The organism is Cupriavidus sp. 8B, assembly GCF_054589115.1.
The window spans coordinates 24,670-43,084 of sequence record NZ_BAAILO010000664.1 but is presented as its reverse complement, the minus strand read 5'-3'; the positions used below and the strand labels follow the sequence as shown (position 1 = coordinate 43,084).

The 18,415-nt window shown below is 60.3% G+C and carries 11 protein-coding genes and 4 pseudogenes; 3 read left to right on the top strand and 12 right to left on the bottom strand.

Annotated features, from left to right (window positions below; all coding sequences use genetic code 11):
• Positions 1-3,090, bottom strand: a 3,090-nt coding sequence (locus ACYP5B_RS53750) for a bifunctional diguanylate cyclase/phosphodiesterase (RefSeq protein WP_459575675.1), incomplete at its 3' end; no start/stop codon positions are given.
• Between the two features lie 836 nt (positions 3,091-3,926).
• Here ACYP5B_RS53750 and ACYP5B_RS53745 point away from each other — a divergent pair.
• Positions 3,927-4,346, top strand: coding sequence for a hypothetical protein (locus tag ACYP5B_RS53745; RefSeq protein ID WP_051647942.1), 420 nt, complete (start codon positions 3,927-3,929; stop codon positions 4,344-4,346).
• Positions 4,347-4,993: 647 nt separating this feature from the next.
• Positions 4,994-5,278 (top strand): annotated as a pseudogene (locus ACYP5B_RS53740) (SOS response-associated peptidase family protein); the annotation flags it as partial.
• A gap of 48 nt (positions 5,279-5,326) precedes the next feature.
• On the opposite strand, the gene ACYP5B_RS53735 reads toward ACYP5B_RS53740, so the two are convergent.
• The 9 genes and pseudogenes from ACYP5B_RS53735 to ACYP5B_RS53695 all read right to left on the bottom strand — a co-directional run bounded on the left by ACYP5B_RS53735 (position 5,327) and on the right by ACYP5B_RS53695 (position 16,096).
• A complete protein-coding gene (locus ACYP5B_RS53735; RefSeq protein WP_459575678.1) occupies positions 5,327-5,659 on the bottom strand; it encodes an IS1096 element passenger TnpR family protein in 333 nt (110 codons plus the stop codon).
• 43 nt (positions 5,660-5,702) lie between these two features.
• A pseudogene (locus ACYP5B_RS53730) lies at positions 5,703-6,521 on the bottom strand (ISKra4-like element ISBte1 family transposase); the annotation flags it as partial.
• A gap of 36 nt (positions 6,522-6,557) precedes the next feature.
• Positions 6,558-7,166 (bottom strand): plasmid pRiA4b ORF-3 family protein, encoded by a 609-nt coding sequence (locus ACYP5B_RS53725; protein WP_081861971.1) that lies wholly within the window; start codon positions 7,164-7,166, stop codon positions 6,558-6,560.
• A 222-nt stretch (positions 7,167-7,388) separates the two neighbouring features.
• On the bottom strand, positions 7,389-8,846 hold the full coding sequence (gabD, locus tag ACYP5B_RS53720; protein ID WP_035858906.1) for an NADP-dependent succinate-semialdehyde dehydrogenase: 1,458 nt from the start codon (positions 8,844-8,846) through the stop codon (positions 7,389-7,391).
• A gap of 23 nt (positions 8,847-8,869) precedes the next feature.
• Positions 8,870-9,338, bottom strand: a pseudogene (locus ACYP5B_RS53715) (aminotransferase class III-fold pyridoxal phosphate-dependent enzyme); the annotation flags it as partial.
• Positions 9,339-9,572: 234 nt separating this feature from the next.
• Complete coding sequence (locus ACYP5B_RS53710; RefSeq protein WP_035858904.1) at positions 9,573-10,904, bottom strand: NAD(P)/FAD-dependent oxidoreductase; 1,332 nt, start codon at positions 10,902-10,904, stop codon at positions 9,573-9,575.
• Between the two features lie 95 nt (positions 10,905-10,999).
• Entirely contained in the window at positions 11,000-12,313 is a 1,314-nt protein-coding gene (locus tag ACYP5B_RS53705; protein ID WP_035858901.1) for an MFS transporter, read from the bottom strand.
• 107 nt (positions 12,314-12,420) lie between these two features.
• The gene (locus tag ACYP5B_RS53700) at positions 12,421-14,031 is read right to left on the bottom strand and encodes a hydantoinase B/oxoprolinase family protein (protein WP_051647938.1); all 1,611 of its coding nucleotides are present in this window, start codon (positions 14,029-14,031) and stop codon (positions 12,421-12,423) included.
• A gap of 4 nt (positions 14,032-14,035) precedes the next feature.
• The gene (locus ACYP5B_RS53695) at positions 14,036-16,096 is read right to left on the bottom strand and encodes a hydantoinase/oxoprolinase family protein (RefSeq protein ID WP_035858899.1); all 2,061 of its coding nucleotides are present in this window, start codon (positions 16,094-16,096) and stop codon (positions 14,036-14,038) included.
• A gap of 221 nt (positions 16,097-16,317) precedes the next feature.
• On the opposite strand from ACYP5B_RS53695, the gene ACYP5B_RS53690 reads away from it, so the two are divergent.
• Complete coding sequence (locus tag ACYP5B_RS53690; protein WP_051647936.1) at positions 16,318-17,166, top strand: IclR family transcriptional regulator; 849 nt, start codon at positions 16,318-16,320, stop codon at positions 17,164-17,166.
• Between the two features lie 300 nt (positions 17,167-17,466).
• Here the strand turns inward: ACYP5B_RS53690 and ACYP5B_RS53685 are convergent.
• Positions 17,467-17,899: pseudogene (locus ACYP5B_RS53685) on the bottom strand (ISKra4-like element ISBte2 family transposase); the annotation flags it as partial.
• Positions 17,900-18,017: 118 nt separating this feature from the next.
• A complete protein-coding gene (locus tag ACYP5B_RS53680; RefSeq protein ID WP_081861970.1) occupies positions 18,018-18,362 on the bottom strand; it encodes a DUF2188 domain-containing protein in 345 nt (114 codons plus the stop codon).
• Positions 18,363-18,415: the final 53 nt, after the last annotated feature.

The window sequence follows — 18,415 nt, the reverse complement described above, 5'->3', positions numbered from 1 at the left end:
CGTGCCAAAATCGTCGATGGCCAGTCGCACACCCGTTCTCTTGAGTTTCGAGAGCCAGCGCGCTGCTTGCTCGGCATCCCGCATGACCAGGCTTTCAGTCAGTTCGAGTTCCAGGAGATTCCCTGGCAGGCCCGCTTGCCGCAGGGCATCGAGGATGATGAGCCTGAGACTCTTGTCGGCAAACTGCCGGGCCGAGAGGTTGACAGCGACGCGCATAGACGCCAATCCCTGCGCGAGCCATTGTGCATTCTGACGGCAAGCCTCGCGCAGGACCCACGCGCCGATCTGGACAATGGCACCCGACTCCTCCGCAAAGGGAATGAAATCTCCCGGCAAAACCAGCCCGAACTCGGGATGGTGCCAGCGGATGAGCGCCTCCACGGCCGTACAGGCATTGGTCGTGAGGGAGATGCGGGGCTGGTAGTAGAGTTCAAACTCGTTGCGTTCTAGCGCGCGGCGCAGATGCGCTTCCATATCGACGCGCCGCCGCAAGGATTCGCTCATCTCGCGGGCATAGAACTGGTGGGCATTCTTGCCGCGTTGCTTTGCGCTAAACATTGCCAGGTCTGCATGCTTGAGCAGCGTCTGCGCGTCGGCCGCGTCCTCCGGAAAGGAGCTGATGCCGATGCTCGCCGTGATGCGCAACTCCTTGTCGTTGACGGCGAAACCCGGCGCAAGCGCTGCCTGCATATTCCGAATGGTCCGGCTCAACACGGTCGGGTCGCCCTTTGGCTCAACCAGCACGACAAATTCGTCACCGCCAAGGCGCGCGATCAGTTCCACATCAGGCAGGGCTGCGCGCAGGCGGTCCGCGACGCCTCGCAACAAGATATCTCCCGCGTCGTGGCCCATGGTGTCGTTCACGATCTTGAACTGGTCGAGATCGACGAAGAGAACGCTCAGGCCGTCCTGGCGGGATTGCGGTATCGCCAGTCGTCGTTCCAGATGATCCCGGAACATCAGCCGATTCGGTAGCCCAGTGAGCGCGTCGTGATTGGCGATGAAGCGCAGATTCTCTTCGGCTTCCTTGCGCAGCAAGAAGTGGCTGGTCTGGGAGGCGATCGCACTCCCCATAGCGAGTGCGTATCGATCCCGTGCACGCCTGTCGCGCGAGTACAGCTCGACCTCGCCGAGGGTGACGGTGCCCCTTCGCAGCAGGAAGATAAAAACAGTCAGGATGCCTTGCTCGCCCAGCCACGCGTGCTGCGGCATCCTGGCGATGGCACTACGGCTGGCATACCAGTGTGGTCCGTCCGGCATGAGCGCCGCTGTTGCTTGCGGCCAAGTCATACGCTTTGCCAGCCAGCATCCCAGTTCCCTGCTCGGCGTCACGCAGACCGGGGCCAGTTGCATCGCACGGCCTGCCTCGGTAGGCCAGAATGCGCCCGCTTCCCATTCCATGCCCTCGACCAGGGTGCGGACAATCTGTTCCGGGACTTTGGCTGCGCAGGTCGCAGTGGACAAGTGCAATGCGATCCGATGTTCCTGGGCACGCGCTTGTTCGGCGGCCTTGCGCTGGGTGATGTCCTGAGCGGTGCCACGCAAGATGCGCGAGCCCGCGAGGCCATGCGCGTTCCCGATCAGGTGAAGCCAGCCCTTGCGCCCGCGCGAAGAGCGGTAGGGGCATTCCAGTTCGAAGGCCCCACGGTCGGCCAATGCGGTCTGCATGCGCGCCACGAGGGTGGCGCGGTAGTCGGCATCGAGGGCATGCAAGAGCATGTCGAGCGTAGGCCTTGCTCCCTGGCCGCCGATCAGGCGCACCATCTCGCCGGAGAAATCTGCCCAATTCCTTTCCAGGTCGATGCGCCAGTTACCCAGGCGCGCAATGCGCTGTGCTTCGGCAAGCGCGGCCTGGCTCTCGCGCAAGCTTCGCGTCATGCCATCCGCCACGGCGAGGGCGCGCGTACGAGAACTCGACAGCGCATACGCCAACCCACTCAGCAAGAGGCTGATGATCAGTCCGGATCCGAGTATCAAGGCCGGTACGAAGCGCTGAGGACCGCTGATCGCCATCGTGGCTGAGGAAAACTCGATCAACCAGCGCCGCCCGCCAAAGGATTGATAGACAGTCTTGCTCAGATACGGGCGACTTGCCGCAACGTTTGCACGTTGTATCGGACCTTTCCACTCGCTCGCGCCAATCTTGTCGATCGGGTCGGCGATGGCCGGCGGCATTTTCTGGCCTCCGGCGTTTTCGGACAGCCCGTTGAGGCTGTCATAGAGCAATGTGGCCGGTGAAGGCGAAATCGCTTCCATATCTGAATCGCCAGCATCGTAAAGCCGGAAGCGAGTCCTGCGCAGCATTTCCTGGTTGGCCAGGTTGCTCAGCAGGTCGCCAACCCGTATGCCTGCGCCAACCGAGCCGACGTAGGCGCGACGACGCGCTTCCACGTCCTCCAGCGGAAGACCGTTCCTGTAGACCGGCAGCCGCAAGGCAATGCCGACGTGGGGTCTCCTGGATTCACTGAAAATAAGGCGTCCGCTGCTGACGGCTTGTCCGGTATCGCGCGCTTTTTCGAGTGCCCCGAGGCGGTGCGGTTCGGCCCCCATGTCGATACCGATCGAAGTTCGATTTTCGCCGAGCGGTTCGGCGTAGGTCAGCACGAAGTAGGCAGGGCGCCGGCCGGCAGGATGGACGGCAAAGTCCACGCCGGCTTTGTGCAGGACAGGGTCCTTGCGCTGGCTGGCCACGAACGCAGCCAATTCCGCAGCCGGCACGTACTGGGCGTAATTGAGGGTCTGAAAGCCAGGATAGCGCTGCGGCAGGCTCAGGCCATTGACGAAATCGCGAAACTCAGCGCGTGATACGTGGTCGCTCGCTCCAAAGAGCGCCTGCATGGTCACCAACACGTCGGTGTAAAGGCGAATGCGGGTATCGATCTGCTGAATGACGTCGTCCGTATCGCTCGTGAAGCGTAGCTCGGCATCACGTTCCAGCAACTCGGTGCAGACCGCATACACGACGGTTGTGCTCAGAATCCCAAGCAAGAGCGTAGAGAGCGTGACCGTAACAGATCCAAAACGGCACAGCGGTCGAATAAATTGCGTCAGCTTATGGCGCACCCCAACTTCCCCCGAGACCCCGGCCATGAATCGCCTGCAAAAGCAACCAGCCGTTGGTACGGCTGTACAGCCATCGCCCGAGATACATCCGACGTAGTTGGTATCTCGCGGCTTGTTTTCAAATGTTAAGACAACTGTATCGCAGTTTTATGTCGCGGCATACGAGAAGTTCAATTATGGGCACCCCCATAAAGTAGGGGGGGCGGCCGTGCTGCAGGCGCTCGCGTGCGCGTTTAAAGGTCGCCCATTGGTGCTGACGGCGACATTCCTAATTAGCCCGAACTTTGAGCTCGCGGCGCGCATAGTGCATTGACTTCTCACGGATATGTGAGCGAGCGAGGCGATTACTGGGTACAGGCGACGGGGATGAGAAACTAACGTCAAATCTGGCAAATGATGTCGCCGCCCATTTCGACTTTGGGCCCCCCTTCCCTGCGCCTGCTCGTCGACGGCCGACTGAACTGCGGTCGCTTCCGACAGCCGCCCGAGGTACCTTCCGTATCGAACAATACAGCCAAGCAATTTTTCGAACGGGCGTTATGTTCAATAACGGCGGCAGCACTGCCCTCCTAGCGCGGTCAGCGCAGACCTCGGCGAATGCCGCGGCGGTGCGGACGAGTTGGCGGAGGCCAAGTCGGGCCACGACCTGTGGTCCTGTCTAAAGCGGGGCGGCTCGCCTGATTCTGAATCGCCCCTCTCCATCCATCTTATGTAGCGTCATCTTCCACTGAACTGAGCCTTCGAAAATTGCACGCGACGCTCCTCATGTGGCCCCCATTGTGCCGTTCCACACATTTGTTGACTCGAGGTACGGCTAGAATGACACAAGAACTGAGCTAAGCACGGCACTTGCGGGAGGAGCCATGGCCAGAGGCGGATTTTGGTTAGTTGCCCTAGTCATCGGAGGAGTTTCGCTCGTAGAGCAGGTCCAGAAGTACTGGCCAGTGTTCGTCAGCTTCATCATTTTGTCCGTGCTAGCGGCACTGTATATCTTCGTAGACTCTTTCGCGAAAGAGAAATTTCAGAAGGAGCAGCGAGAAGAAGAGCTGCTTGCGAAGTACGGCGAAGAGATTGCGGGTGAGATTCTGAAATCCCACATTTGGGTGGATCAGACCACCGAACAACTTGTGGATTCCCGAGGCAAGCCGTACGCGATTGACCAGAAATTTCTCAAATCAAAAGTTCGCGAAGTTTGGAAGTACAACCCCGGTCCTCGCGGAGGTTGTAGGCTCCGCGTCACAATTGAAAACGGACGCGTAGTGTCGTGGGACAGGAAAATCTGAGCTCATTCCGTCGGGCCCAGCAGCTCGCGGTTCTGCGGAATGGCAAGGCCGTCCACCAAGCGCTCGCGTAGCTCTTGGTGCCATACGAGAGCGCGGGCGTGGTCATCGCACAACCGGGGCCGGCGACGGTGGCGACAAGTACATCCGACGCAAGGACATCAACTTGCTGTGCGCTTTCTACGGGGCGGCCTATCCCGATTGCAATCGGGTAATGACCGACGCCGGAGGCGTGTTCATCGGCCAGGTTTGCCTACATCGAGGGCCCTTGCCACAATTCTTCGGCCATCGGCGGCCTACATCCTAAATCAGTGGCTCGTAAAGGCGATCCTTGCCACGCACGCGGGAAATTGGCGCGTCAACGAAACTTGCGAGCCTGTGTTGGTGCTAGCCGCCGGCAACGGCGTGCGACTGGCTACAGCAAGAGGTGGCGCGCATGTGGGTATTACCAGTTGGACTAAACCGAGGCCAAAGCGCCGCCACGCCGGGTCGGCACCCGACTGGGGCGTCGAAACGACGGCGCAAACCAGGGGAAAAGGACCAGTCAGCAAGTGACTGATTTGATTGGAGCGGGGCGCCACCTGGAGACCCGCATGGATGCTAGACGCGCCTACCCCGGTAAATTTCAGCGGAATCAAGAGGACCCCTAGCCCGAGTTTGCGATCGCTGGGCTATGGCGGGCATGGCCGCGGGAGGCTGGCGCGGAGGTGTTCAGCTTCACGATGCTGACCATCAATTCCGACAAGCATCCGCTCATGAACCGCTTCCACTCCCCGGGCAGGGAAAAACGGCTGATCGTGATTGTGCCGCGGGCAGAATGGGATGACTGGCTGACGTGCCGAGATCCAGAGCGCGCCAGGAGTTTCTTGCGCCCTTACCCTCCGGAGTTGATGGATGCAGACCCGGCGCCGCGCGCGCCGAGGGCTGCCGAATAGCCTTGCGCATCCTATCGAGAGAGTTATGTTCTTGCGGACCTAGCTCCACTAGAGTGACACGGGGCAAACGCGATTGCCCCGTATTTCCTTCAGCACCCACTCCTTCCCGGCAGCGGGTGCTTTCTTTTTTTCCGCCAGCGCGCCCGCACCTCGTCCGCCAGATCCGTAAGCCGGCGCACTCCGTCGCTTCGCCGTAACGCCTGCCACAAATGCTGAACGTGTGCAGATGTTCGTCGGCCCAGCCCATGACGAGACCTTGTGCAATTGCCCTAGCGTCAAGTGCTCGGGAACGAGGACGCGTCGCCAAACCGACGGGCTCAGGCCGCGCAGAGCAATTTGAAGTTGAAGGACGGAGGTCGCCGGCCCGGGATCGGAAGGCATGCGCGCATTGTAGGTGCCTCATTGGCCGCTCAGGAGCGCTCCGCTCGTCAGCCCCCGCTTTGGCGCGGTCTCCTTCTCGTAGCAGGAAGTTCCACATACGATCGGCCGGTCGGCCCTCCAGCTTGTGCACGTAGGCAAAGCTATGGCCGGCACCCTGATCCCGCAGGGACTTCCCGACGATCACTTCAAACCAGCCGTCCTGGCGGCGCTGGTGGCCGGCCCGCCGGAGGTACCCGCCGTCAATGCCGACCGCGCGGACCGGACTGGGCTCCGGAATCTCGGGCGAACCGACGCTCGCGGCCACCTCCGCCTGCTGCCGGGCGTCAGTGGCCTGTTCCGCTTCCAGCCGGCGACCGAGCGTGGTGACCTGACGCCGGATCGAGCTGGCTGCCAGCACATGATCGAGCGGCAACACCTCTTGCAGGACGTTGACGGTCAGACCATACGACATCAGCGAGGCAAACTTGACCTCGAGATACTGCAGTTCTGGACTGACCCGCTCAGGCAGACAGCGGGCGACCGGGCTGAAGCTCCGTGCGTCACCCTGGCACTGCCGGCAGGGGTACAGCCTGGGACTGTCAATCGACAGCCGCCCGAACGCGCTACGGAAGACCAAGTGATGGTGGCCCTTGCAAGCCAATTGCGCCCCGCACGTGGGACAAACGCTGGTTCGAGCAACGGCCTCAGCAACCTGTGCCGCGACCATCGTGCGCTGCAGCCGACCCAGCAATGATTTCGCCTCCTCCAGATGCAGACCCAGCGAGCCCACATCAAGGCCGTCTCTCTCGAACTGGGCTATTTCGGTGACGGTGGCTGGCACGCCTCCATCGTCCTGCACTACGAGTTGCAAGCTGATACGCATGGCAGCCCTCCTTCCTTGAAAGCTGCGGGGACCAGTCTACCCTTCAAGCTCTCTCAACCGATCATTGACGATCTGACGGTCAAAGCGACGATCGAGCCAAGTCAGCCACCGATCGACCTCATCGCGTAAGTCTTCCAGCACGATTGGCGCCTCGCGCAGCGACTCGATCCAATCGAGGAACTCATACTCATTGTGTTCGTCCCTGGCCTCCAGATACCTCTCGATCCCGCCCATGTCCTCTGGCGGACAAGGCCCACAACCCGCCACGCAACGTGGCAGCCGACCAGGATGGTGCCGCAGCCTACGCCGCTCCATCCGTATCTCGTGGTGCCACCACGCGTTGAAGTCATACACATAGATGAAGCCTTCGTGTTCGCGGAGATGAAACGCGGTCAGCGGCAGTTCGTTTGCCACTGTAGCGAGTTGCAAGACGCCCTCACGAGCTTCGCCGTAACGCCTGCCACGAATGCTGAACGTGTGCAGATGTTCGTCGGCCCAGCCCATGACGACCTGGATGACATGGTGCAATTGTCCGAGCGTCAAGTGCTCGGGAACGAGGACGCGTCGCCAAACCGGCGGGCTCAGACCGCGCAGAGCAATTCGAAGTTGAAGGACGGAGATCGCCGGCCCAGGATCGGAAGCCATGCGCGCATTGTAGGTGCATCATTGGGCTCTCGGCAGAGGTCCCGGACGTCAGCCCCCGCTTTGGCGCGGTCTCCTTCACCAGCAAGATCAGCGCCATGTAGAAGGCGTGCAAGATCAATGCGCAGACTGCGAATGTCGTGGTCAGCAGCAAGTACTGCGTGAACAGCGACGCACCCGGCACGGCCTCCGACAAAGCGACAGGGGCTCCCTGCTCAGAGGTTCTCAGCGATCCACGCCCCCCATGCAGAGATACTTGACCTCGAGATAGTCATCAATACCGTATCGGGAGCCCTCACGCCCCAAGCCTGACTGCTTCATACCGCCGAACGGCGCAACTTCGTTGGAGATAAGACCCGTATTGATACCAACCATGCCGTACTCCAGCGCTTCAGCTACCCGCCAGATGCGGCCAATGTCGCGGCTGAAGAAGTACGAGGCAAGGCCAAATTCGGTATCGTTGGCCATCGCAATTACCTCTTCATCGTCGTAGAAGCGGAAAAGCGGTGCCAGCGGCCCAAAAGTCTCTTCTTTGGCCACCAACATCGAGGACGTGACATCGGCCAACACAGTGGGCTCGAAGAAGGTCCCGCCCAGCCGGTGGCGCTTACCGCCGGCTACCACCCGAGCGCCCTTGCCAACAGCATCGGCGATGTGCGACTCCACCTTCGCGACAGCGTCGTCGTTAATAAGTGGTCCCTGCAGTACCCCCGGCTCGATGCCGTGGCCAACGTTCAGCTTCGCCACCGCAGCAACTAGCTTCTCCGTAAAAGCATCGTAGATCTTGTCGTGGACATACAGGCGGTTGGTACACACGCAGGTCTGGCCGGCGTTGCGGTACTTGGAGACAATCGCTCCCTCCACCGCGGCGTCCAAGTCCGCGTCGTCAAACACAATGAATGGCGCGTTCCCGCCTAATTCAAGCGACAGCTTCTTGATGGTGTCGGCTGACTGGCGCATGAGGATGCGGCCCACCTCCGTCGAGCCTGTAAAGCTCAGCTTGCGCACGATTGGGTTCGCGGTCAGTTCTTCACCAATGGCCCTCGCGTCGCCAGTGATCACACTCAAGACGCCCGCAGGGACCCCTGCGCGTTCTGCGAGCAAGGCCAGCGCTAGCGCGGACAGCGGCGTGTCTTCCGCCGGCTTGATAACCATGGCACAGCCGGCAGCAAGCGCCGGACCCGCCTTGCGGGTAATCATCGCAAGCGGGAAATTCCAGGGCGTAATCGCCGCACACACGCCTACAGGTTCCTTTACCACGAGGAGGCGCTTGTCGCTCGCAGGCGTTTGCAGTACGTCGCCGGCGACACGCTTGCCTTCTTCCGCAAACCATTCAAGGAACGATGCTGCATAGGCAACTTCGCCCCTTGCTTCAGCCAACGGCTTACCCTGCTCGGTCGTCAACAGCAGCGCCAGATCGTCGATGTTGGCCAGCATCAGTTCGTGCCATCGGCGCAGCACCGCGCTGCGCCCTCGCGCTGTCGTCGCTCGCCAACCGGCCTGCGCCGCACGGGCGGACTCGACTGCCCTCCGGGCTTCATTGGCGCCCATTCTCGGCACCGTGCAAATGGTCGCACTAGTGGCCGGATTGATAACAGGGAATACTTCCTCGGAATCCGCATCCGTCCATACGCCATCGATCAGCGCCTGCTCACGCAGCAGGCTTGCATCCTTTAATTCCATGTCGATCTCCACGAGTTGCACACTTATTGGGTCAGGGCGTCGGCGACGATACCCAAGCCCTCTTCCAACACCTCATCCGTGATCGTGAGCAGGAACAGGAAGCGGATGACATTCCCGTAGACGCCGCACGAGAGGAGCAGAAGCCTTTCCCAGCGCACGGCTTTGCACCTGCCGTGTGAACTCGGGATTCGGGCGGCCATCGGCTTCGCACAGTTCGACCGCGATCATCGCACCAACGCCACGCACTTCGCCGATCTCCTGCACGCGCGACTTCAAGCCTTTCCAGCCTCTCCTTTAGACGGTTGCCCGGAACAGCGCCTCGCTCAACCGGATACTCGCCTTCCCGCACGTCAAGCATCGCCAGGCGGAGGTAACAGCCAGTGGGTTGCCTGCATAGGTCCCCCCCAGACTGCCCGGGGCCGGCGCATCCATAAATTCGGCCCGGCCGCAGACAGCAGACAGGGACAGGCCGCCGGCAAGGCTTTTCGACATAGCAGCACTCTGGATGAGAAAATCGTTTTGAGTAGGAGCTTTTGCTCGATGAGATGATTGCTGAATCTGGTTAGGAACCAGGATTCAGGCCGCAGAACATAACTTAGGCTTAGGCGATGACGAGGCTGCCAAGGAACCTGATTCCGTAAAGCAATGACGTCGCTGTATTGCCACCCATTCGCACTCGCGTAGGAGAAAGTTCCGGGCTCAATCCCATGTGCGACTCATACCTCTCTAGAAATGGATGTATGGCACCAGCCTCGATCCATCGATCATCCGGTCATATCGGAAGGGAGTCATGTCAATCGGGGCCGACCGGCCTTGCACCAGACAGGCCACGACATGGCCGACACCGGGGCCTAAGCCAAATCCGTGACCGCTGAAACCAGAGGCCACCACCAGTCCGGGCAGCGCGCGAATTTCCGAAATGACAGGAACGGCGTCGGGCGTTGAGTCGATGACGCCACCCCACGCGGAACCTAGCGTCAGCTTCCCCAAACCAGGAAACATCGACTCGACATCGCGCACGGCCTCTCCGACCAGTCCGGAGTCCGGGGAAGGGTCCAAGATCCGCTCGTCGTGGAATGGTGATACATTCCTCTTCAAATAGTTATATTCCTGCCGCAGTTCTCGCCAGAACTGCGCCGTAAGTCGGAGCTTCACTTTCTTCCTTCGCAGCAGATAGGTAGGCAGAAACTGATACGCATAGCGCAGCAGTGAAGGGGTGACGTAGACCGTGCCCCTGCCGCTTTTCGCCACGGTCAGGCCACCGTCCTGGCGCGCCCGGAACGAGAAATATGGCGTGGAAATACAGCCTTCGACATTGGCGTCGATCGGTAGCGTGCTGCATACAGACCCATGAACATAGGCCTGCGGAAAACGAACACCAAGCTTGCGCAGGAAGAGCGACGTCCAAGCTCCCGCCGCGACCACGACTGATTGACAGCGGATCGTCCCCCGCTCGGTATGGACAGCACTGACCCGGCCGTTCGTCGTTTCCACCGTATGCACTGCGCAGCCCTCTAGGATCTTCGCACCCAAACGCTGCGCCGCCTGCGCGACGAATGGCGCGGTACGTGACGGCTCTGCGCGGCCGTCGCTGGGAGTGCTCAATCCGGCGATCCATTTGCCCGACGTGCCTCCTAGCACCGCGCTGCGCGCTTGCTCAGCGCTGAGAAGGACGCTATCGATTCCCTTCTCCGCGGCGAGCTTCTGCCAGTCTTGCCATGCCGCGACCTCAGCTTCCTTGTCCGTCAGGAAAGTCACGCCGCTGCGCTGGAAGCCGGGGTCGCGATCAAGGATCATCGCAAGCCCCGGCCACATGTCTAGGCTCAGCTTCGCCAATTCCAGTTCCTTGGGGTCTCTCCCCTGTTGACGGCACCACCCCCAGTTGCGGCTGGACTGCTCGCATCCAATCAGTCCCTTCTCGAGCAACGTAACTCGCACCCCTTCGCGGCTTAATGAGAGGGCAGTGCAGCAGCCGGCGATGCCGCCACCGATAATCACGACATCCGTCTCCTCAGGCAATCTTGTTTCGGGAACAATTCTTTCTAGCGGCTGTTTCATCTATTTCTCGGAATATCTGGGCATAGGGATAGGCGGGGCCGACACTGCCGGTCGTTGTCGGCCCGAAGAAGGCAGGGTGGTCCCCTGCGAGAGCGCTAGTCGAGCTCGCGGTGCGCCGTTTCACGCATCCGGAGGATGAACACTAACGAAATGACTGAGGCACACCCGAGAAATAGCGTGGGCGACAGAGGCGACCCCGTCTTGCCGATCAGGTATTGCGAAATAAACGGTGAAAAACCACCAAATAGGACGGCTGCAGCACTATAACCAAGCGACATCCACGTCGAGCGGGACTCCGTCGGAAACATCTCGGCGATCGTCGCCGGTCCGGGACCGGAAAAGAAAGAGATCGCGATAGCGAATACAGTCTGGACTAGGACAACAGCGCCGAAGCCCACACCGCTCATCAAATACTTCCACAGGAAGTACGGCATGATGATGTAGCTCATGCAGGCCGCCACGAGCAGCGGCTTTCGGCCAATCTTGTCGGATAGATAGCCCATGAACGGCACCGCCAGCACCAGCACCATAAGTCCGATGGTGTTGGACCACAGCGCATCGGCGCGCGGCACGCCAGCATAGGTCTGCATGAAGTTCGGCAGAAATGCCAACATCATGTAATAGACCACGTTCCAGACAATCGCGAAGCCGAACGCTCGAAACGCCAGCGCAAAGCCCTCTGGCTTACTCAGTCGCGTGGGCTTTGCAATCGCCTTGCGATACACGGGCGCGTCTTCGAGGTTCCGGCGCAGATATAGTCCAAAGGGACCGAGCAGACTGCCGAGCAGGAACGGAATGCGCCATCCCCAGCTCTCCAGCGTGTCGATTGTCAGGACCGAGCTGCACAATGCGCAAACGGCTGAGCCGAGCAGCATGCCAATCGCAAGGCTGCTCTGCTGGAAGCTGCCGTAGAGACCCCGCTTCCCTTTCGGCGCCCATTCGACAATCATTGCGGTCGCCCCGCCCCACTCCCCGCCCGCGGAAAAGCCCTGGATCAGCCGGGCTAGGACCACCAACAACGGTGCCGCGATGCCGATCGATGCATACGACGGCGTCAGGCCAATCATTGCCGTGCTCGCCGCCATCAGCATCATCGTGACCAACAATGCGGTTTTTCGTCCGCGTACATCAGCGATCCGACCCATGACGATTCCACCGACTGGACGCATCACAAACCCCACGCCGAACACGGCGAACGTGGCGAGCATAGACGTCACTGTATCGCCCGCCGGAAAAAACGTCTTGGCCAGCAACGTTGCCATGAACCCGTACACGGCGAAGTCGTACCACTCCATCACATGCCCCGCCGTCGCGGCCCAGACGGCCCGCTTCCCGCCCTGTTCGTTGTGCACCGCGCTTATGCCTTTGCCTGGTTGCGTGCCATCGGCCCTATCCGCTGATATGTCCATTGCATGTCCTCCATTTGCCATGTGAGTGTTTCGGCAGGCGGCGGCGAACATCGGCGTGCCCGCATTGGACCCCGTCCGCCCTGCCTTTTCTAACAGCGTGATGCCCGTTAAGCGCGGCCCCACCCCCCGCCCCCTGGGGTTTCTATGACCAGGCGGTCGCCCTTCCGAAGCGTGATGACGGTTTTCGATTTGATATCTTCTCGATCCCCCCCGCGCAGGATGTAACCCTCAGCGACGGCCCCAGCCTCGCCGCCGAACGCGCCGGCGGCCTGGTGGAAATGTCCTTCGCCACGATACGTCGTGGTTACCCTGTCGCCCAGGATCTCGAACTCCTTGCGCAGACCCATGCCACCGCGATGCAGACCCGCCCCGCCGGAGTTCGTCCGCAACTCAACACGATTCACACGAATGGGAGCGGCCAGCTCAAGCGCCTCGACCGGATAATTCATGCAGTTGGTGGCATCGGTTTCGATACAGCTCGCACCGGGGCCGAACTGACTAGCGCCGCTGCCTCCCGCGATCAGTTCCCCGACCACGAACCGCTCGCCGTCGGCATCCTCGCCGCCGAACGCCACCGCCAGCAACGTGGCTGCGGAATCTGCCCCGACCCGGTCAGGCAGGACAGCGTTAAAGGCAGACAGGATGGTGTTCGTGATTCGCTTGATTGTCGCGGTGCGCGAGCACACGGGAGCTGGCGGGTCGGGATTGACGATCGAGCGAGGCGGCAGCGTCAGCGTAACATTCCGGAAGCAGCCGCCGTTCGTCGGAATGTCCGGGCTGGTCAGCGCACGGATTGCAAAATAGGACGCGGCTTGCGAACCCGATGCCACGCAGTTAAATGGGCCGTCGACCTGCTTGCTGGTCCCTGTGAAGTCGACGTGGAATACGCCATCGCCCACCGTGACGGCCACCTCGATCTTTACCCGCACGTCGAGATTCACTCCATCGTTGTCCAGCCAGCCCGTCGCCCGGTATGTGCCTTGTGGCAGCATCCGCAGGGCGTCGGCCGTCATCCGTTCCGAGTGGTCGAGAAGCGCCATGAATGCTTGCTGGAGCGTGACCGGACCAAGGCTCGCCTGGGCGGCGGCCAGGCGCTGCGCGCCGATCGAGCAAGCGGCTACCTGCGCATGTAGGTCGCCCATCAGCATGTCAGGCATACGGACGTTCAAGCGAACGATGTCAACCAGGTCTTGGTTCAGTACGCCAGCACGGTACAGACGCAGTGGCGGCAAGCGAAGACCCTCTTGGAAGATCTCAGTTGCATTCGTCGGAATCGAACCCGGCGACATGCCGCCCACGTCCTGGTGATGGGTCATCGTCGCGACGATAGCGATCGGATTGCCCTCGTCACCGAACACAGGTGCCACCACGGCAATATCGGGGAGGTGGGTGCCGCCCAGATAGGGATCGTTCATCAGATAGATGTCCCCATCCTGCATCGCTTCGACGGGGAAGATCTTGAGCATTGCCTGGACGACTGGAATCAGCGTGGCCAGGTGAATCGGCACTGCACAAGCCTGTGCAAGCGTTTCACCGCTCAGCGTAAAAATGCTTGCGGAAGCATCAAGTCCTTCTTTGACGATCGGAGAAAACGAACTTCGCAACAATGTCGTTTCCATCTCGTTGGCGATGCCGTCGAGCTTGTGACGCAGCACCTCTAGCGCAATGGGATCAATCCCAGCCTCGCGACCCGCACCGGTTTCCTGAATCTGTTGCATCGCTTTAACCCTTTACAAACGTAAGAATGACGTTACCGACCGGATCGACGTTGCCCTGCCAGCCATCCGGCACCAGGGTCGTCGTATCGGGTTGCTCGAGGATGGCTGGGCCGTCGAAGACGTCGCCGGGACTGAGGCTCTCGCGATGGATGATCTCGGCCTGCAACGCGGAGTTGCCGTTTCGCACATGGATCTCCCGCGTCTTGCGTCGTTCCACTTGGCCGCCGGTCGTGCTGCCCAAAAGGCCAGCGTAAGTTGGTAGTGGCGGGACCACGCTGTGGATAGCGCGGAGATTGACGATTCTGAGCGGGCCTTGATAGCTGTGTCCATAGACACGCTTGTGCGCTGCATAGAACGCTTCCGTCATCGTTTTCAGGGGCGCGGGTGCCCCTGTGTCGAACGGCACTTCAAGCGTGTACGACTGACCGACATAGCAGACATCGGCATAATGGCGACGCTCGGCGGCACGCCCCTCGGTCGGCTCTTCCGCCATGACGTGCGCGCAGCGAGTATCGAGTGTCTCGAGCACGGCCTTGATGCGATCGAGCGACAGATCCGCGGCGTTCTCGTTGACTGCCTGCGTAAACTCATGCTCGATCGGCGCGGATAACAGTCCGTAGGCCGCCAGCACGCCAGGGTTCTTTGGAACCAGGACGCGCGTCATACCGAGTTCTTCGGCAATGCTGACCGCGTGGATGCCCCCACCACCGCCGAGCGGGAGCAGCGCGAACTTGCGCGGATCCACGCCTTGCTTCACCGAGACCAGCCGGGTTCCTTCCGCCATCTGCGCATTGACCACGCGATGGATACCTAGAGCGGCGGCCGTCACGGAGATACCAAGTGGCTCCGCGATATTCAGCCGGATCGCTTCGTAAGCCAGCTTGGGATCGAGCGTCAGCGCCCCGCCGGCAAAGTATGTAGGATCAATGTAGCCGAGTACGACGGAGGCGTCGGTGACGGTGGGCAGCTCGCCTCCCCGGCCATAGCAGGCCGGCCCCGGTTCTGAGCCAGCGGACTGCGGCCCCACACGCAAAGCCCCGCCCTTGTCGATCCACGCGATGGAGCCGCCGCCGGACCCGATCGAATTCACGTCCACCATCGGAACGCGAATGGTGTAACCATCGACATAGCCTTCTGATCTCACGAGCGCCTGCCCGTTGGCAATCAGGGCGATATCGCTGCTGGTGCCGCCGACGTCCACCGTGATGAGGTCGACGATCCCGGCGCTCTTTCCGACCTGCTGTGCCCCGATAACGCCTGCGGCGGGCCCCGACAAAAAGAGGCGCACCGGACGTTGTCGGGCGTGCGCCGAACTCGTCAGGCCACCGCGCGACTGGATCACCTGCAACGAGGCCTCGACGCCCTTGTCACGCAATCCGTTTTCAAGGCGGGTCAGGTAGCGGTCGATGACAGGCTTCACATAGGCATCGAATGCAGTCACAACCGTTCGCTCGTATTCCCGGAAGACCGGGTCCACCTCGTGCGACAGCACCACGGTCACGTCGGGAAAGTACTTTCTGATCACGGCGCGTGCAGCGAGCTCGTGCGCGGGATTGACGAAAGAGAACAGAAACGACACAGCCAGGACCTCGGCGCCGCCGGCCAACAGGTCAGCCGCTGCAGCGACCACCTGCTTCTCGTCGAGCGCTTCCACTTCCTCACCCTTGCTGCCGATTCGTCCAGTGACGTCGACTCGCATTTCGCGAGGGGCTAGGAATGTCGGTGTTTCCTCCTTGACGATGGCGCGATACAGGTCGTGCCGCATCTGGCGGCCGATCTCGATGACATCACGAAAACCTCTTGTGGCGATGAGGCCGATCTTGGAACCCTTGCGCTCCAGCACGGCATTGGTGCCGACCGTGGTGCCATGCGCGAATCGCGTGATGGCGCGAGGCTCCATTCCCCACTCCTCGATGAGCCGGCTGACCGCGGCTACGACCGCCTGGCTTTCGTCCTTACGCGTCGTGGGTGTCTTGAAATACCGAATGCTCCCTTTCTGATCCTCGACGACGACATCTGTAAACGTCCCGCCAATATCCACCCCGATGCGATAGCTGTCTCTCATGTCCGCTCCTGATATTAATATTGCGTAGCGATACGCTGATCCCACTATACAATATCAATCTGCGAAGGACAAGAATGTAAAACCCCTAAAACTCGCTAAATATGCCTATAACGCCTCTTTTGTCCTCCTCCGCGCTGCTGAAGTGGGATGTCCGTATCGTATAGCGGTATAATTTCATCCACGACGTGCAGGAGGCACGGACACTGGGCAGAAGAAAATTTATGACGCAAGACGAGTCTCCACTTTTCATTCAATCGATTTCCAACGGAATGTCGGTCCTTTTCGCTTTCTCGGCTCAACAGCCGACCATGAACCTAGCGGAGATCGCTGCGGCGGCAGGCATCAGCAAAAGTGCTGCGCAGCGCTTCGCTTACACGTTCGAGCGTCTTGGTGTGTTGCGGAAAGACCCGATCTCGAAGCGTTTTTCGCTTGCGACCAGGGTTTTGGATCTGGGGTGCAGATACCTGCAAGCCCACAGCCTGCTGGAGCGGGCGAATCCGTATCTCCTCGACCTGAATCGTGCGTCGGGCGAGACAGTCAACCTCGCCGAGCCTGATGGCAGCAACATGGTCTACATTGGCCGCTTCCCCAGCCCGGTCCGGAGCATCGTGCACATGCCAATAGGCCGACCCCTCCCAATGTTCTGCACGTCGGCGGGACGGGCTTACCTCTCCGGGCTTCCGGATACAGAAGTCATCAGGCTTCTGGACGGATCGCCTCGCCCCAAGTACACCGAGAAGACGGTGACTGATCTCGACGAGCTGCTTGCCATCGTGCACGGCGTTCGAGAGAAGGGATATGCTTTGTGCGTGGATGAGTACTACCGCGGTGACATTGCCATCGGCGTCCCGCTACTGAATCTGCACGGAGAACCCGTTGCAGCGGTGAACATTTCGGTGTCAACCGTCCATTGGACGGTTGAGGAGGCCTTGAAGCAATTGGTACCTCAGTTGCTTGAGACGGCGAACCTCATCACAACGAAGCCGCCGACACCAAGTGCGCTTTCACCCTTCAATATGGGATATGGAAAAAATGACGCGTTAGGACAGAAAACCGCGCGAAGGCGCTAACGACCGGACCTGGAAAACTTGCTTGGCCAAGTCGATGGCTACTGTGGTCGGTTCCATGTGGATCCTCCTTGACAGGCTGCGACGACAGAATCTCCACTGTGACACACATGGGAGCTCAGTCTGGCATAGCGGGCCGTCCACGGTCGGCGATGGGCCGAGGCGGGAGGCGACCATTCCACCTACCCAAACGTAGAGAGCGTGCAAAAGTTGGGGAGGCCGATTTCGTCAGGCGTCACATAAGTTATGCGAATTGACGACTTTGCTTCGCGGGGAGTGCAAGCAATATTGTCAATTCACCGGGGGAGCGTTAAAAACCTTGGGGTTCATACTCCGAGAGCCCGAGTTGCGCCAAGAACTCAACGACTTCCTTTGACCTCGGTTCTGTTGGTGGCTCATACCTAGCGAGTCTCTCGACGAGGTCACCGTTGATCACGGCACAACGGACCTGGGCAAGCAAATGGACACCGTTCGGCGACCAGCGCATTTGTTGACGCTTGCACATGCGTTTGTTCAGCATCTGATTGACCGCAGATTCGACCGGCGCGGTTGAGATGGGCTTGTCTTGACGATGTCGTGCTCCGTAATTGATCGTCGCCCCGCCATTCGCATCGACATAAGCAACTAGCTCTCGGGCCCGGTAGTCCAGCTGCGCGAGGCTGTCGGCAACGCCAGGCGTTTCAGGCACGATCACCCGACAGATCGTCAGGATGCCCTGCATCCGATTTTTGGCCTCGAGCTGGGGTCATCGTACTTTCCGTGCATTTTCTGGCGGTATGCACAGAAAATGGCTTATCTATCAAGAGCTTACAAATACTCCGGCGGCGCGTGATTTATTGCGCCGGAAAGCCTTGCTACAGGCGGGTCTGCAGTCCACTACCGCCATTTTTTTCACGGAAAGTACGATGACCCCTGGGTGCCCACCTTCGCCTATCCCCGGCTGCTAAATAGTTACTAGAGGGCGTATTGAGAGTGTAGCTCCAGATGTTTCGTGGATTGCGGCCGTACGTATTGCGCTCGCGAACGCGGCCATCCAGGCCATGGATCAGTAATTCGACCTGGTGACGGCTGGCTTTCGCTTTGCCAGCGTCGATGGCTTCCTGCTGTGTGTCGTAAAAGACCACGCTTTGCTCAGTGCTCTCCACGTCAACTGCCCAACGCTTTCCAGTTGCGGGCATCACATGAATGTCTCCTTTCATTATTGTCTCCTGCAGCGGTTTGTCCCCAACTTCTGGCGAGATTCCCCTGCCCG

Coding starts and splice junctions, on each gene's coding strand:
- ACYP5B_RS53745 (WP_051647942.1), top strand. CDS start 3,927: ATGGCCAGAGGCGGATTTTGGTTAGTTGCCCTAGTCATCGGAGGAGTT.
- ACYP5B_RS53735 (WP_459575678.1), bottom strand. CDS start 5,659: ATGCCTTCCGATCCCGGGCCGGCGACCTCCGTCCTTCAACTTCAAATT.
- ACYP5B_RS53725 (WP_081861971.1), bottom strand. CDS start 7,166: ATGGCTTCCGATCCTGGGCCGGCGATCTCCGTCCTTCAACTTCGAATT.
- gabD (WP_035858906.1), bottom strand. CDS start 8,846: ATGGAATTAAAGGATGCAAGCCTGCTGCGTGAGCAGGCGCTGATCGAT.
- ACYP5B_RS53710 (WP_035858904.1), bottom strand. CDS start 10,904: ATGAAACAGCCGCTAGAAAGAATTGTTCCCGAAACAAGATTGCCTGAG.
- ACYP5B_RS53705 (WP_035858901.1), bottom strand. CDS start 12,313: ATGGACATATCAGCGGATAGGGCCGATGGCACGCAACCAGGCAAAGGC.
- ACYP5B_RS53700 (WP_051647938.1), bottom strand. CDS start 14,031: ATGCAACAGATTCAGGAAACCGGTGCGGGTCGCGAGGCTGGGATTGAT.
- ACYP5B_RS53695 (WP_035858899.1), bottom strand. CDS start 16,096: ATGAGAGACAGCTATCGCATCGGGGTGGATATTGGCGGGACGTTTACA.
- ACYP5B_RS53690 (WP_051647936.1), top strand. CDS start 16,318: ATGACGCAAGACGAGTCTCCACTTTTCATTCAATCGATTTCCAACGGA.
- ACYP5B_RS53680 (WP_081861970.1), bottom strand. CDS start 18,362: ATGAAAGGAGACATTCATGTGATGCCCGCAACTGGAAAGCGTTGGGCA.